Annotated in this window: 15 protein-coding genes and 1 pseudogene; 9 read left to right on the top strand and 7 right to left on the bottom strand. The window is 70.1% G+C overall.

The window, feature by feature from the left end; genetic code table 11:
• From FREUN1FDRAFT_RS10340 to FREUN1FDRAFT_RS10330, 3 genes are all read left to right on the top strand, one after another.
• The coding region (locus FREUN1FDRAFT_RS10340) for a WD40 repeat domain-containing protein (protein ID WP_006539971.1) at positions 1 to 423 on the top strand (423 nt) is incomplete at its 5' end.
• 142 nt (positions 424 to 565) lie between these two features.
• Positions 566 to 1,168, top strand: coding sequence for a recombinase family protein (locus FREUN1FDRAFT_RS10335; protein WP_006539970.1), 603 nt, complete (start codon positions 566 to 568; stop codon positions 1,166 to 1,168).
• Positions 1,165 to 2,037, top strand: a complete 873-nt coding sequence (locus tag FREUN1FDRAFT_RS10330; protein ID WP_006539969.1) for a hypothetical protein — start codon at positions 1,165 to 1,167, stop codon at positions 2,035 to 2,037. Before FREUN1FDRAFT_RS10335 ends, FREUN1FDRAFT_RS10330 begins: the two co-directional genes overlap by 4 nt.
• Before the next feature lie 54 nt (positions 2,038 to 2,091).
• Here FREUN1FDRAFT_RS10330 and FREUN1FDRAFT_RS10325 read toward each other — a convergent pair.
• A pseudogene (locus FREUN1FDRAFT_RS10325) lies at positions 2,092 to 2,316 on the bottom strand (hypothetical protein); the annotation flags it as partial.
• Between the two features lie 733 nt (positions 2,317 to 3,049).
• On the bottom strand, positions 3,050 to 3,781 hold the full coding sequence (locus FREUN1FDRAFT_RS10320; protein ID WP_006539967.1) for a dienelactone hydrolase family protein: 732 nt from the start codon (positions 3,779 to 3,781) through the stop codon (positions 3,050 to 3,052).
• A gap of 214 nt (positions 3,782 to 3,995) precedes the next feature.
• Between FREUN1FDRAFT_RS10320 and FREUN1FDRAFT_RS10315 the strand changes: the two genes are divergently transcribed.
• On the top strand, positions 3,996 to 4,892 hold the full coding sequence (locus FREUN1FDRAFT_RS10315; RefSeq protein WP_006539966.1) for an aminoglycoside phosphotransferase family protein: 897 nt from the start codon (positions 3,996 to 3,998) through the stop codon (positions 4,890 to 4,892).
• A 37-nt stretch (positions 4,893 to 4,929) separates the two neighbouring features.
• On the opposite strand, the gene FREUN1FDRAFT_RS10310 is transcribed toward FREUN1FDRAFT_RS10315, so the two are convergent.
• A complete protein-coding gene (locus FREUN1FDRAFT_RS10310) occupies positions 4,930 to 5,709 on the bottom strand; it encodes an NAD(P)H-dependent oxidoreductase (protein ID WP_006539965.1) in 780 nt (259 codons plus the stop codon).
• 141 nt (positions 5,710 to 5,850) lie between these two features.
• Here FREUN1FDRAFT_RS10310 and FREUN1FDRAFT_RS10305 point away from each other — a divergent pair, with 141 nt between their 5' ends.
• Positions 5,851 to 6,726 (top strand): helix-turn-helix transcriptional regulator, encoded by an 876-nt coding sequence (locus FREUN1FDRAFT_RS10305; protein ID WP_006539964.1) that lies wholly within the window; start codon positions 5,851 to 5,853, stop codon positions 6,724 to 6,726.
• 52 nt (positions 6,727 to 6,778) lie between these two features.
• Here the strand turns inward: FREUN1FDRAFT_RS10305 and FREUN1FDRAFT_RS10300 are convergent, their stop codons facing one another.
• A complete protein-coding gene (locus FREUN1FDRAFT_RS10300; protein ID WP_157474587.1) occupies positions 6,779 to 7,537 on the bottom strand; it encodes a maleylpyruvate isomerase family mycothiol-dependent enzyme in 759 nt (252 codons plus the stop codon).
• Between the two features lie 84 nt (positions 7,538 to 7,621).
• Between FREUN1FDRAFT_RS10300 and FREUN1FDRAFT_RS10295 the strand changes: the two genes are divergently transcribed.
• Positions 7,622 to 8,551, top strand: a complete 930-nt coding sequence (locus tag FREUN1FDRAFT_RS10295; protein WP_006539962.1) for a carbohydrate kinase family protein — start codon at positions 7,622 to 7,624, stop codon at positions 8,549 to 8,551.
• Between the two features lie 45 nt (positions 8,552 to 8,596).
• Here FREUN1FDRAFT_RS10295 and FREUN1FDRAFT_RS10290 read toward each other — a convergent pair whose 3' ends face one another.
• Entirely contained in the window at positions 8,597 to 9,139 is a 543-nt protein-coding gene (locus tag FREUN1FDRAFT_RS10290; RefSeq protein WP_006539961.1) for a metallophosphoesterase, read from the bottom strand.
• 149 nt (positions 9,140 to 9,288) lie between these two features.
• Between FREUN1FDRAFT_RS10290 and FREUN1FDRAFT_RS10285 the strand changes: the two genes are divergently transcribed.
• On the top strand, positions 9,289 to 9,897 hold the full coding sequence (locus tag FREUN1FDRAFT_RS10285) for a trans-aconitate 2-methyltransferase (protein WP_006539960.1): 609 nt from the start codon (positions 9,289 to 9,291) through the stop codon (positions 9,895 to 9,897).
• A gap of 27 nt (positions 9,898 to 9,924) precedes the next feature.
• Here FREUN1FDRAFT_RS10285 and FREUN1FDRAFT_RS10280 read toward each other — a convergent pair whose 3' ends face one another.
• Entirely contained in the window at positions 9,925 to 10,614 is a 690-nt protein-coding gene (locus FREUN1FDRAFT_RS10280; RefSeq protein WP_006539959.1) for a TetR/AcrR family transcriptional regulator, read from the bottom strand.
• Positions 10,615 to 10,720: 106 nt separating this feature from the next.
• On the opposite strand from FREUN1FDRAFT_RS10280, the gene FREUN1FDRAFT_RS10275 reads away from it, so the two are divergent.
• Positions 10,721 to 11,830, top strand: a complete 1,110-nt coding sequence (locus FREUN1FDRAFT_RS10275) for an NAD(P)/FAD-dependent oxidoreductase (RefSeq protein ID WP_006539958.1) — start codon at positions 10,721 to 10,723, stop codon at positions 11,828 to 11,830.
• A 12-nt stretch (positions 11,831 to 11,842) separates the two neighbouring features.
• Here the strand turns inward: FREUN1FDRAFT_RS10275 and FREUN1FDRAFT_RS10270 are convergent, their stop codons facing one another.
• Positions 11,843 to 12,301, bottom strand: coding sequence for an ester cyclase (locus FREUN1FDRAFT_RS10270; protein WP_232295133.1), 459 nt, complete (start codon positions 12,299 to 12,301; stop codon positions 11,843 to 11,845).
• A 99-nt stretch (positions 12,302 to 12,400) separates the two neighbouring features.
• Between FREUN1FDRAFT_RS10270 and FREUN1FDRAFT_RS10265 the strand changes: the two genes are divergently transcribed.
• Entirely contained in the window at positions 12,401 to 13,330 is a 930-nt protein-coding gene (locus tag FREUN1FDRAFT_RS10265; RefSeq protein ID WP_006539956.1) for a DUF4232 domain-containing protein, read from the top strand.
• The last annotated feature ends 2 nt before the right edge of the window (positions 13,331 to 13,332 follow it).

The following is a 13,332-nucleotide window of genomic DNA, read 5'->3' as shown; positions in this document are numbered from 1 at the left end:
CGGCTCTGGGACATCTCCGACCCGACCACCATCCGCTTGGTCAGCATCAATGGCGAAACCGGCCAGGCGGCCACAGTGGCGTTCGGTCCGGACGGGCGGCTGCTGGCCACCGGTAGCAGCGACGGCACGGTGCGGCTCTGGGACATCTCCGACCCGACCCACCCACGCCTGCTCGGCGCCCCGCTCACCGGCGACACCGGTCAGGTGAGCATGGTGGGATTCGGTCCGGACGGGTCGCTGCTGGCCACCGGTAGCAGCGACGGCACGGTGCGGCTCTGGGATCTCAGCACACTCCAGGTCTTGCGGACTGACGCAGTCCAGGTGGCCTGCCAACGTGCCGGTCGCGGCCTGGACCGACAGGAATGGATCAACTACTTGCCCGATGAGCCCTACCGGGACACCTGCCGGACCGGCACTCCGTAGCCAGAGCCATTTCTTGATCGTGTCAGTAAACGGTCGTCTGTCGACACCCACCACCCGAACCCCGCCGAGCCATCCGGAAGCGTCGACAACCCGCGTCGGAAAACAACGTCGACAAACCCGCCTGATCGACTATTTTCGACGAGTGTTGATCGGCTACGCGCGGGTCTCGACCGCCGACCAGAACCCCGACCACCAGATCGACGCGCTCCTGCGCGCCGGCGTCGCCGAACGCGACATCCACCTCGACATCGCCTCCGGCGCGAAGGCGTCCCGGCCGAAGTTCGACCTCGTCATGCAGCTGCTGCGCGCTGACGACACGCTCAAGGTCACCCGGCTGGACCGGCTCGGCCGATCCCTGCTGCACCTGGTCACCCTCGGCGCCGAACTCACCGAACGCGAGGTCGGCCTACACGTCGTCGAGCAGGGCATCGACACGGCCACCCCTGAGGGGCGCGCCATGTTCGGCATGCTCTCCGTGCTCGCCGAGTACCAGCGTGAGCTCATCGTCGCCAACACCCGCGACGGCCTCGCCGCCGCCCGTGCCCGCGGCCGCGCCGGCGGCCGCCGACCCCGCCTCACCACCGACCAGGCCGCGCTCGCCCAGCAGCTCTACGACGCCGGCCAGCACACCGTCAGCAAGATCGCCGACATGTTCGGCGTCCCCCGCTCCACCGTCTACGGCCACCTCGACAAGACCACCATCGGCCAGCGCCCCGCGGCCCGACGCGAGCAGTTGGCGCGGTGAAGCCCGCGGACTTCTTCGATGTCCCGGAACCTCCGGCCGTCAAGATCACCCTCGACGACGACCCGTTCGACCTCGGGTGGCCGATGCAACCCGTCTTCAACGAGGAACGCGTCGAAACTCTCCGCCGCACGCCTTTACCCGGCATCGACGACCTGGACGCCGCCCTCGCGCTGACCGCTCTCGTCCACGACGAGTTGCAGGCGTTCGGAACAAGCGGCCAGGGGAAGCTCAACAACGAGGAAGCGGCAGTAGCCCTCAGGGCCTTGCGAGCAGTTCTGCGGCGGCTCGCGCTGTCCTTCGACCTGCCGTTCCGCGACCTTGCCTCGTTCCGCACCTACTGGATCAAGAACGACATGTCAGGCTCCTGGGCCGCACGGCGCGAGTACCTGGAGGGAGTCTTCGAGCCACTGCATGCGCGTCTGCTCCGCATGGACGAAGCACGTATCGAAGATGAGCTCGCCACTCCCATCAGTCCGAGAAACGCAACCGGCTGGCCCGACGTCGACCGCGAGATCGCAGAACTTCGCCGGCACTTCCACACCGCCTCGACGCCCCAGGACTACCGGGGCATCGGGACCGACTGCGTGGGCGTCCTCGAAGCACTCGGCCGCACCGTGTACGACCCGCAACGCCACCTTCGTCCAGGCGAGACCGTGCCACCCCCAGACAAGACCAAGAGCCGTCTTGGGCGGTTCGTCGAAGACGCGGTCCCTGGAGCGGGCAACACCGAACTCCGCGGCCTGGTCACCAAGGCGATCGAGCTCGCGCACCAGGTGAAGCACCGGACCACGCCCACCCGCCGTGACGCGGGCATCGCGGCCGACGCAGTCATCCTCCTCGCGAACATGCTCCGCCGTCTCAGCGACTGACCAGCTAGATCATCGCTAGCGCCAACGACTGCCCGGATCCTCCTCGACCCCCGTGTTCAGCTCCCGCAGGATGTCCACCGCTGTGAGCAGGTCGGTCGCGGCGGTGCCGCCGGCGAACGTCACCGCGTCCAACACCTGCGGGGTGAACTGCCGCAGGTACCCGTAAGAGCCGTCCAGCGCCGCGAGATGTCCATGGTCGCGCGGCAGCGGTGGCAGCGCGGCACGCAGCCGCTCCCACCCGACCTTCTCCCCGCGGATCAGGCCGCCGACGTCCTCGTCAGCCCGCGCCAACAGAAACTCGTCACCCGCCACCCCAGATACCGCGCCGCCCGCCGCAGATGATCCGTGCGCGTCCTGGCCCGCCGCCCGTACGAACCGATCACGTCCGGGTCCGCAGCGCTGGTGCCTTCGCGGTCCGCCCGTAGCGGGCCAGGCCGGTCATCCGGCTGCCCGGCGCGCCCTGCAGCTACATCGCCCACGCCCCGACCGCCAGCGCCCCCGACACCCGGCCCAACGCCCACGGCGGCGATATTCGTTACGTCATTCCGTTTCGTTGCGGTCACTAAATGGATCGGCGCACCTTCCGTCCTGCCTGGACCCGCCGTCCTGCCTGATGTCGCTCCCCCAGCCCCATAGGCTAACGCCCGATAAGCCTCCCTTCTCGGGCGTTAGACATCGGGGGAGTCAGTGGCCGCCCGCCCCATCCGGGCTACTTTCGTTTCGTCGTTTCGTAGCTGGATTGATGTAACGACGAAACGGAACGGTCGATGGGTGTGGGGTCCGGAGCGCACGCACAGGTCGGGCGACCGCGTCGACGACACGAAGGATCATGAGCGTGGTCGCCAGCGGCAAGGTCAAGCCGCCGGGTGCGTCAGTCCGTGATCAGCGTTGGCGTGACGCGGGCGAAGGCTCCGCTGGTCACCGCTTATCGAGGTTGGCCGGGGCCTGTCCCCGATGAGCGGTGACCTGGCCGACAGCTCCTATCGTCTGCTGCGGGCCTGACGGCCCGGCCTCACCTCAGGTGCCGGGTGAAGAATCCGGCCACGACGTCCCCCGCGAACTGCGGAACGCCGGTGTGCCCGCCCATGTTGGCGTGCAGTGACTTCTCCTTGGAGCCGAACGCATCGAACAGGTCCAGGGCCGCCTGCCGGTCGTTTCCTTCGTCATCCCACTGCAGCAGGACATGCAGCGGGATGGTGACCCGCCGAGCCTCCTCGAACATGGTGCGAGGCACGAAACTCCCGGCGAACAGGCCGGCGGCCGAGATACGCGGCTCGACCACCGCCAGCCGGATGCCGATGGCGATCACACCTCCCGAGTACCCGACCGGGCCGCCGATCTCGGGAAGCGAAAGAAGGGCGTCCAGGGTCGTCCGCCATTCCGGGACCGCCTTTGCGACCAGCGGGAGGACGAGCCGGTCGACGATCTCCTCGTCGACCGGCTCGCCGGCCTCCAACGCCCGGCGCAGGTCGGCGCGGGCCTGCTCGGCGGCGTCGGACCGAGGCCGGTCACCGCTGCCGGGGAGCTCGATCGTCGCGGTGGCGAAGCCGTCCGCCGCGGAGCGCCGGGCCCGGGCCACCAGCCGGGGGTACATCCTGTGCAGTCCGCCGGGGTGGCCGAGCAGGATCAGCGGCGCCGGTACGGACGCGGATACGGGCGTCCACAGGATGCCGGGGACCTCGCCGAGGGTGAATTCGCGTTCGAGGACGCCGTCGTCGAGGCGCTGCTCGGAGGTGAATCGCATGGTCGTGCCTTTCGGGAGTGCTCTGAACGGCGCTCCCGGACGACCTACCGCCCGACCGTGACTCCGGACAGGAGCACCCATGTCGATACTGCGTTCACGGGTACCACCTCCTCGTTCTCTCGCACGGCCTGCGCGAAGCTAGCAGCGGTCGACACGGTCCGCCAACAGGTTTTCGCGCAGGCTCCTTCCGTACGGCCCCGATACGGTGGCGGGTATGACCGACTCCGAGATCGAGGTCACCGCGGGTCTGGTCCATGACCTGTTGCGGGAGCAGCATCCTGACCTTGCGGGGCTGGCCATCCGCGAGGTGGCGGGCGGGTGGGACAACCAGCAGTGGCGCCTTGGGGACGCGCTGGCCGTACGTATGCCGCGTACGGAACGTGCTCCGGACCTCCAGCGCAAGGAGCGCCGGTGGCTGCCCGTCCTGGCCCCGCGCCTGCCGCTGCCGGTCCCGAACCCGGTACGGACCGGCGAACCGTCCGCGCGCTTCCCCAAGCCCTGGACGATCATGACGTGGGTTTGTGGTGACCCACTGGACCACAGCTCGATCAGCCGCGGTGACCACGCGGCCGACACCCTGGCAGGCTTCCTTCGCGCGTTGCACGTGGCGGCACCCGCTGACGCGCCGATCAGTTCGGACCGTGGCGCTCACCCCAAGAAGTGCACGGACGGCTTCGACCATTTCTTTCACGCGGTCGTCCCCGGCGGTATCGCCGACGATGTCCGCGCCGTCTGGGAGGACGCCGTTGCGGCGCCCGAATGGGAGGGGCCGCCGGTCTGGGTTCATGGCGACCTTCATCCCGCGAATGTCGTGGTCTCGGATGGCACGCTCGCGGGCGTGATCGATTTCGGCGACATGTTCGCCGGCGATCCGGCGTGGGATCTCGCGGCCGCCTGGGTAATCCTTCCCGCGGGCGCCACCTCGCGTTTCTTCGACGTATATGCGCAGGCGGACGAGGCGACGATCCGGCGCGCCCGCGGGCTGGCCGCCCTGAAAAGCCTGTTCCTCATGCTCATGGGCCAGAACGGAGACCGGGGCCTTCCCGGCGGCAAACCTGCCTGGGGACCCGCCGGCCGCGCAGCGCTCGACCGTGTCCTGCGAAGCGTCTGACGCAGGCCTGCGGCGACGATCCCCACCGGGCCCCCGGTCAGCCGCGCACATGCAGTGCGAACCCTGTGCGGCCCGCGGGTTCCAGTCCCTCCTTCAGATGCAGTGAGGGGATCGCGTAGTCGCCGAAGTTCTGCCGCCGGAACGCGATCGGCGCGGTCGACTCCAGGGTGAGCAGGCGCTGCTCCCAGGCCTTGGCGACGTCCGGGTAGTCCTCGTCGGTCAGCCGGTCGGTGCCGTGGAGCACGAACGGCGGCAGCACCTCGATACCCGGGTAGTACAGGATGCCGTGGTGGATCGGGAACAGCAGATCGTCGATGGGGCCGTTGATCCCACGGGCGGTGTAATGCGACGCCGGGCCGCCGGTGGTCACCGACAGCAGGGCCTTCCGGCCCGCGAGGGTGCCTTCACCGAAACGCTCCCCGTATTTGATGTCGCTGTGCTCGCCGACGCCGTACGCGAAATGGTAGGTGAACACCCGGTCCACCCAGCCTTTGAGGATCGCGGGCATCGTGTACCACCACAGCGGGAACTGGAAGACGATCGTGTCGGCCCACAGCAGTTTCTCCTGCTCGGCGAGAACGTCCGGGGTGAGAGTCCCGGCGTCGAAGGCCCGGCCGGAGTCCAGGGCCACCTTCAGCGGGTTTGAGGCGTCGGGCCCGTAGTCCGCGGCGTCCACGACCGCCTTCCAGTTCATCGCGTACAGGTCACTGACCCGTACCTCGTGCCCGGCGGTCTCCAGGGTGGAAACCGCGAGGTCCTTCAGCGCGCCGTTGAGCGACTTCGGCTCCGGGTGGGCGTAGACGATCAGCGTCTTCATCGGAACTCCTTCGGATCAGGTGCCTTCCGATCCTGGGCGCGGCGGCGCCCGGCGTTCAGGGGCGCTTCGTCCGTCGGAGGGGACTTCCTGGTACCGGCAGGACCACCGTCACGGGCATCGCGCAGGGCCATACTTGAAGGCGTGGACGATCTTGCGGGCTTCCTGCGGACCCGGCGTTCCCGGGTCGACCCGGCGGCCGTCGGGATCCCCGTGGACAGGCGCCGCCGGGTCGAAGGGCTGCGCCGGGAAGAGGTCGCGCACCTGTCCGGAGTGAGCGTCGACTACTACGTGCGCCTGGAGCAGGGCCGCGCGACCCAGCCCTCCGAGCAGATCCTCGACGCGCTCGCCCGTGTTCTCGGTCTCGACGAGACCGAACGCGGCCATCTGCACCGGCTCGCCCGGCAGCGCCACCGCCGCGCGAAGGCGCCGGGCGGGAGGGTCCGACCGGAGCTGGTACGCGTCCTCGATCTGGTCACCGACGCACCCGCGCTGATCATGGGCCATCGCCTGGACGTGCTCGCCGGGAACCGCCTCGCCGGGCTCCTGTTCGGCCGGCCGGTGCCGGGCCTGAACACGGCCCGGCACATCTTCCTCGAGGAAGCCGAGCGCGGCCTGTACGCGGACTGGGAGCAGTGCACCCTCGACGTGGTCGGGCATCTGCGCCTGGCCGCCGGCAAGTATCCCGAGGACCCCCGCCTGGCCTCCCTCATCGGCGAGCTGGCGATGGGCAGCGAACGCTTCCGCCGCCTCTGGGCCCGCGCGGACGTCCGCGCCCGCACCCATGGACGTAAGGCATACCGGCATCCGCTGGTCGGGCTGCTGGAACTGCACCAGGAGAACTTCGCGCTGCCCGACGAATCGGGCATGGAGCTGCTGGTCCTCTCAGCGTCCCCAGGCAGCCCTGCGGAGGACGCGCTGCGCCTGCTCGCGGGCCTGTGTACGGGCAGCGGTGACGCGCGTACCCCGGTGAACGCTGCGATCCATACCTTGCCGTTCGGCCCCGAACCCGGTGCCTGAGGACACCGATCTGGTTCCTGCGGCGGAGGCCAACAACCCGCAGGTCTGCCTGTCAGAAGGCGGTGCGGTCAAGCCAGGTGTCGAGAACCTTCGGGTCGCCGGAGACTGTGAGCCGGGTGTCGGCGGCGGAGATCCGGCGCAGCGCGAGCAGATACAGGTCGACCGCGGCGCCGGAGACGGTGACCGTGGCCGCGGCGGGTACCCCTGTCCATGTGACGGTGTCACCGCTGCGGGTGATCGACCAGCCCGCGGCGGTGTCGGTCGCGGTCAGGGTCAGGGTGTTCTCATCGTCCAGTGGTGTTGCGAACCAGGGCGCTCCGCTCGCGATCAGGTCCAGCAGTTCGGACAGGCCGTCGGCGGCGACCGCGGGTGCCATGACCACGTCGCGGCCGAGTGCCAGCAGCGCGTCGGCGCGGTGCCCGGTGACCTCGTGCAGCCGGCGCCGGATCCACCACTGGGCCGGGCGCAGCCCTGCGAACGGGGTCCACACCGGTACCTCGGCGCCGGTCGCGTCGACCGCGGTGATGATCTGCCGGGCGCTGTCGCGCAGCCATTCGACCGCGGCCTGCTGATCATGTGGCCGCCGCACGTCGGGGACCGTGGCGTAGTCGATGTTCTCGGTGCTGCGGTGTGTCACCATCGTCGCGGTCCAGCGATGCGCGCCGCCGACGTGGGCGACCAGCTGGGCCAGGGTCCAGCCCGGGCAGGTCGGGACGGGCGTGGTGGGATCGCGGTCGCGATAGAGATCCGCCAGCAGATCGGTCTCGGTCAGCAGCGCCTCCCGCACCGCCTCCGCATCCAGAGCAGTCACGATCTCGACCGTAGCCCATCGCACCGTTATCGGTACTCATGATGACAATCCCGGCGAAGATCCGACGGTTGTCGAGGTCTGGCGGTGAGCGGTCCTGATGGCAGGCTGCCGGTCGTGGATTCTCCGGTGGTCGTCGCGGGTGTGGTCAATGTCCAGCAGACGATTCCGGTCGAGGGTTTTCCGGTCGCCTACGCACCCGTCCATTACCTGCCCCACGGTCTGCGGCTGGAGGCGTCGGGTGTGGGTCTCAACGTGGCGCGGGGTCTGACCGGGCTTGGTCGCCCGGTGCGGCTGGCGACCGTCCTCGGCCGGGATGCGGCGGGTGTGCTGGTGCGGGACGCACTGGGACGGGCAGGGCTGACAGGAGAGGGCGTCGTCGAGGGCGAGCACACCGCACAGTCCGCGGTACTTGTGGACCGGGCCGGGCGACGGCAGATCAGCACGGACCTCAAGGATCTGCCCCTGTTCCCCTATCCGCTGGAGGTGTTCGCGGACCTTCTGGTCGGGGCGCAGGCAGCGGCGATCTCCACCATCGGCTTCACGCGGCGGCTTCTCCCGGTCGCGGTCGAGGCGGGTGTTCCCATAGCGGTGGACCTGCAGGCGACACCGGGCCTTCAGGACACCTACGCCCGGGACTGGGTGGAGCAGGCGACGGTGGTCTTCTGCTCGCAGGAGAACCTCACGGTCTCACCGGAGCGTTTCGCTCGGGACGTCTTCGCGCTCGGCAGGGCGCGGGTGGTGGTCGTCGGCCTCGGGGCGGCCGGCTGCGTGCGTTTCCTGCCCGGGAAGCCGCCGCGAGCCGTACCGGCCTCCGCGCCGTTCGGGGTACGCGACACCACCGGCGCCGGCGACGCGCTCTTCGCCGGTTTCCTGCACTACTGGCTGCGCTCCGGCGACCCGGACGACGCGATTGACCAGGCGGTCCTGGTCGCCGGCTGGACGGTGGGTTTCCCCGGGACGCAGCACTTCCCCACCCACGACGACATCGTCGCGTTGCGCTCCCGCACACGGTGACGTCGGTGCCGCCAACGCGGGCCTGACCGCACGATCGTTCGCGCATCACCCGATACGGCTTGCTTCCGGTAGCCGGTACACGGCGAACGGGGCGCCGATGACCGGCGCGACCACGTTTCGTACCGCTGTGCCGGCGGGCGTCACGCCGGCTTCGGTCCCGTAGTGGGCGTGGCCGTGCAGGGCCAGCCTCACCGGTTGCCGTTCGCCGGAGGCCGGATTGCGTGCTGGGTCGCCGTCCCTCTCGTCGTTCGGCATACCGGTCGCCTGGAATCGTTTTGTCCTGTTCTCTTTCTCGGGCCAGGTCACGGGTTCGCCGTCGATCGCCGCGCCGAGCAGGTGGCTGCCCAGGAACGGGTACAGCTCCAACCGCTCGCCCACAAGAGTGGTGCGGGTCGGCGCGTAGTGCGTGAGCGCGACCTGCAGGTCGAACGCCGTTTCCTCGCCGCGTGCGTATCCGCCGTCCTGGGTGAGGTCGCCGGCGAGCAGGAGGATGTCGGCCACCTCGGCCGCGCGCTGGTACACCGGACGCAGTCGGGCCGCGGCACCCGGCCTGATGTGCAGATCTCCGACAGCTGCGATGCGAACCATGACCTGATCATCCTTGGAAGGCCACCGCAAAGAAGCGGCGACTACGAAAGGTCGGCGCATTCTCGTGATGGCGGCGGATGACACCGAACGATCGGGCGAGAACCGGTTGACGTCGCACTGTCACCGCCGGGACGGGTAGACAGGCTGTCATGGCTGATCAGTACCACTTTGATCCGGCGACCTATCGGGACATGGTCATCGCCGAGGTTCCGTCGTATGCGACGTTCCAGGATGAGGTGGGGCGGGCGAGCGCGGGGCTGCACGTCACCCGCCTGCTCGATCTGGGGGCGGGTACCGGGGAGACCACCCGGCGGGTCCTCGCCCACCACCCCGACGCCGAGGCGGTGGCCCTCGACGAGAGCCCGGCGATGCTCCAGCATGCCGCGGCCGGCCTGCCGAACGTTCACCTGCGGGTGGGACGGCTGCAGGACCCGTTGCCCGCCGGGCCGTTCGATCTGGTCGTGTCCGCGCTCGCCGTCCACCACCTCGACGGCCCCGCCAAGGCGGACCTGTTCACCCGGATCGCGGAGGTCCTGCGACCCGGCGGCACTCTGGTCCTCGGCGACGTGGTCGTCCCCGACGACCCTCGCGACGCGGTCACCCCCGTGAACGCGGACCACGACCGGCCCAGCAGCCTGCCTGAGCAGCTCGGATGGCTGCGTGACGCCGGTTTGCACCCCACGGTCACCTGGCAGCGCCGCGATCTGGTGGTGATCCGCGCCAGCGGTGTCCCCCGGGCTCGGGTGGGCGGCAGCTAGAGACGTCGCCGCCGGCGCTTTCGCAGGTCAGGGTGAGAGGCGGGCGATGCGGGCTTCGATGCCGTCGAGGAGGAAGTCGAGGCCGGCCTGGAAGGTCTGGTCGGCGTCCAGGTGGGGGCCGTCGCGGACGGCGGTGGCCAGGGCGGGGTATCGGCCGGTCGCGAAGGTCCGCTGCAGGTAGGGGCCGTACGTCAGCTGCCACTGCCGCTTGTCCATCCCGGTGGCCCGCTCGGCGCGGCGTTCGGTGATCTCCCGGCGCACCACGCCGACGACGTAGGCGTCGACCGCGGCGATCGCCGGCACGGCGGTGCCCAGGTCGACACCGCCGAGCGCGGCTGTCACGGCGTCCATCCTGGCCAGTGCGTGCGGGCCGAGCTGCGGTCGCCCGCCGATCAGGTCGGCGAACCATTCGTGCCGGTGCGCGGCCTGCCTGGTGGTGTCGGCGAGGGAGATCAGCACCTGACGCCAGCCGTCTCCGCTCGGGCGGATCTCGGCGTGGACCGCGTCGACCATCAGGTCGAACAGCTCGTCCTTGGTGGCGATGTAGCCGTACAGGCGCATCGGGCCGGCGTCCAGTGCGGCGGCGACCTTGCGCAGGGACACCGCCTCCAGGGTGTCCGCGTCGGCCAGCCGGATCGCCGCTCGTACGATCCGCTCCCGGCTCAGCGGGGCCGGTACCGGCCGGTCCGGCGGTTCGGGCCTCTCCCACACCAGCATGCCGGCGACGATACGCCGCCAACATCGATACACTGTATCGATCAAGCTGCGATGTATCGATGTCGGCGGTGTGGTGGACGCGACCCATGACGGATCGGAGGCGGCGATGGTCATCGCCATCGTGGGAGCCGGGCTGGGCGGCCTCGCCCTCGCCCGTGTGCTGCAGGTGAACGGCATCGACGCCGTCGTGTACGAACGGGACGCCTCACGCGGGGCGCGTGGTCAGGGCGGCATGCTCGACATCCATTCGGGGCAGCGGGCGCTGCGTGTGGCCGGCCTGATCGACCGGTTCCACGCGATCGCCCGGCCCGAAGGTCAGGACATGCGCCTTCTCGAGCCGGACGGCACCCTGCTGCTGCAGCAGGACACCCCCGACGACGCCCCGTCCGAGCGGCCCGAGGTCGACCGTGGCGATCTGCGTGACCTGCTGCTGGACTCGCTGCCCGGGCACACGGTGCGCTGGGGGTACGCGTTCGCGTCCGCCGACAGCGGCGTGGCACGTTTCACCGACGGCCGGACCGCGCCGTATGACCTGCTGGTCGGCGCCGACGGCGCGGACTCCCGGGTCCGCGGGCTGCTCACCGACGCCCGCCCCGTGCACATCGGGCAGAACGCCGTCGAGCTCGGTATCCCCGATGTCGACCGCACCCATCCCGATCTCGCGGCGATGGTCGGGCGCGGCAACTACTGGGTGCTCGGCAACGGGCAGTCCCTGTCCGCGCAGCGCAACGGCGACGGCCGGGTCCGTGTCTACCTCAGCTTCTACTCCACGGCCGAGGACTGGTTCGCCACCAGCGGGATCGCGTTCGAGGACCCGGCCGCCGCCCGGGCGCGGCTGATCGACCTGTTCACCGGCTGGGACACCCGGTTCACCGCGCTGATCGCGGCCTGCGACGACATGATCGTGCCGCGGTCGATGACGGCTCTCCCCGCCGGTCTGACCTGGCCGTCGAGGCCGGACGTCACGCTGCTCGGTGACGCCGCGCATCTGATGCCGCCGGTGGGGCAGGGCGCCAACATGGCGCTGCTCGACGGTGCCCAGCTCGGCCTCGCGCTGGCCGCGCACCCGGGTGACCTGCCCGCCGCCGTCGAGGAATACGAACGCGAGATGTTCGCACGCACCAGCGCGGCCGCCCGGCGGTCCGCGGCGGTCCAGGAGATGCTGACAGCGCCGGACGCCAGCCGCAGAATGCTCGCGTTCTTCCAACCGGGCTGAGGGGATGTCCGGTCAGCGGTCGGGGCGGAGCTGGCGGTGAAGGTCGGTCTCGTCGAAGTAGATGCGGTTCTGCGTGACCAGACCGCCGTCGACCCGGTACACCTCGACGATCAGCAGGGTGACGAGGTTGCCGCTCGCCGGGATCGGCTCGCCACCGGTGGCCGTGAACGGGCCCGTGTGCCGGGCTGTCAGCGTGGACTCCTCGACGACCAGCGGGCCCTGCTCGACGAGCAGATGCGTGTCGACCTCGACGTCCTCGAAGGCGGAAAGGAACGTGTCGCTGTGGTCGACCGCCGCCTCACGCCCGACGAGGCGCACCGCGCCGGGCGCCTCCATCACCACGTTCTCGGCGAGCAGGCCGAGCAGCGTCTCCCGGTCACCGGTCTCGAAGGCGGCGATCACCTGCTTCACCGTGTCCAGCGCGTCACCCATGCCCGCCATACAAACCCACAACGCCGTCGGTGGGTGCACGGGATGACACGTTTCTTGGCACACTGCGTCGAGTACGCCGACACCGGACCGGCCTCCGGCGGATCGACGGGCTCGATCCAGGACCTGATGGGATGACAGATGCGCTGTGCCGCTCGTCTTCTTCCGGCGGTCGTCGCGGTGGTGCTGCTGTCCGCGGCATGCGGATCCGAGCACGCGGACAGCCTCGGCGCGGCCTCGCCGACGGCCTCACCCTCCTCCGCCACGGCCCGGGCCGTGGACGGCGTCCGGATCACCTCGGTGACCATCCCGCCGGTGGGATCCACTCCGAACAGCGCACCCGGCCCGAGTGCCGGCGCCGCTGACCCCGAGATCTCGGCCACCTACGAGGTCACCAACTCCGACACCGAGGCGTTCACCTACACGATCCTGTTCATGTTCACCACGGACACCGGTGGGGCCATGAGCAGCCAGACCGAGACCGTGCGTTCGGTGGGCCCCGGAGCGACCGTGCGTGGCACGGTCCGGCTGGCGGCGTCGGCCCGCTGGGTGTCGCCGGAGGACCGGGTGACCGGCGTCAAGGTCGCCGAGGTGACCAGGGTGCCTGCCAGCGAGGCGCCGCCCGCGCCCGGTGAGTGCCCGCGCTCCGGCATCCGTCTCAGCCTGGGGGATGGCACCGCCGCGACGGGGCTGCGCGCGGTGGATCTGCGGCTGGAGAACTGCGGGACGCGTGACTACGCCCTCGACGGCTACCCGCTGTTGGAACTGCTGGACAAAGACCGGTCGCCTGTCGGCGGTGTCCAGATCGTGCACGGCAGCGGTGGTGCCAGTACCTCGGTACCGGGTCTCGACGAGCCGGTCCGTCCGCTGGTCCTGAAGCCGGGCGACAGCGCGGCCTCGGGCCTCATGTGGCGCAACACCAACGACTCCATCGTCGACCTGCCCGTCAACGTCCCGTACCTGAGGGTGCGGGCCCGCCAGGGCGCCGATCCGGTGATCGTGACACTGCACCTCGACCTCGGCACCACCGGGAAGCTGACCGTCAGCCCCTGGGCGCTCCCGTCGCGGTAGCC

Origin of the sequence: Parafrankia sp. EUN1f, from assembly GCF_000177675.1 — a bacterium.
GTDB lineage: Bacteria > Actinomycetota > Actinomycetes > Frankiales > Frankiaceae > Parafrankia.
This window is presented reverse-complemented; position numbering and strand designations above follow the sequence as displayed.

Coding starts and splice junctions, on each gene's coding strand:
- FREUN1FDRAFT_RS10320 (WP_006539967.1), bottom strand. CDS start 3,781: ATGCGATTCACCTCCGAGCAGCGCCTCGACGACGGCGTCCTCGAACGC.
- FREUN1FDRAFT_RS10315 (WP_006539966.1), top strand. CDS start 3,996: ATGACCGACTCCGAGATCGAGGTCACCGCGGGTCTGGTCCATGACCTG.
- FREUN1FDRAFT_RS10310 (WP_006539965.1), bottom strand. CDS start 5,709: ATGAAGACGCTGATCGTCTACGCCCACCCGGAGCCGAAGTCGCTCAAC.
- FREUN1FDRAFT_RS10290 (WP_006539961.1), bottom strand. CDS start 9,139: ATGGTTCGCATCGCAGCTGTCGGAGATCTGCACATCAGGCCGGGTGCC.
- FREUN1FDRAFT_RS10285 (WP_006539960.1), top strand. CDS start 9,289: ATGGCTGATCAGTACCACTTTGATCCGGCGACCTATCGGGACATGGTC.
- FREUN1FDRAFT_RS10280 (WP_006539959.1), bottom strand. CDS start 10,614: ATGCTGGTGTGGGAGAGGCCCGAACCGCCGGACCGGCCGGTACCGGCC.
- FREUN1FDRAFT_RS10275 (WP_006539958.1), top strand. CDS start 10,721: ATGGTCATCGCCATCGTGGGAGCCGGGCTGGGCGGCCTCGCCCTCGCC.
- FREUN1FDRAFT_RS10265 (WP_006539956.1), top strand. CDS start 12,401: ATGCGCTGTGCCGCTCGTCTTCTTCCGGCGGTCGTCGCGGTGGTGCTG.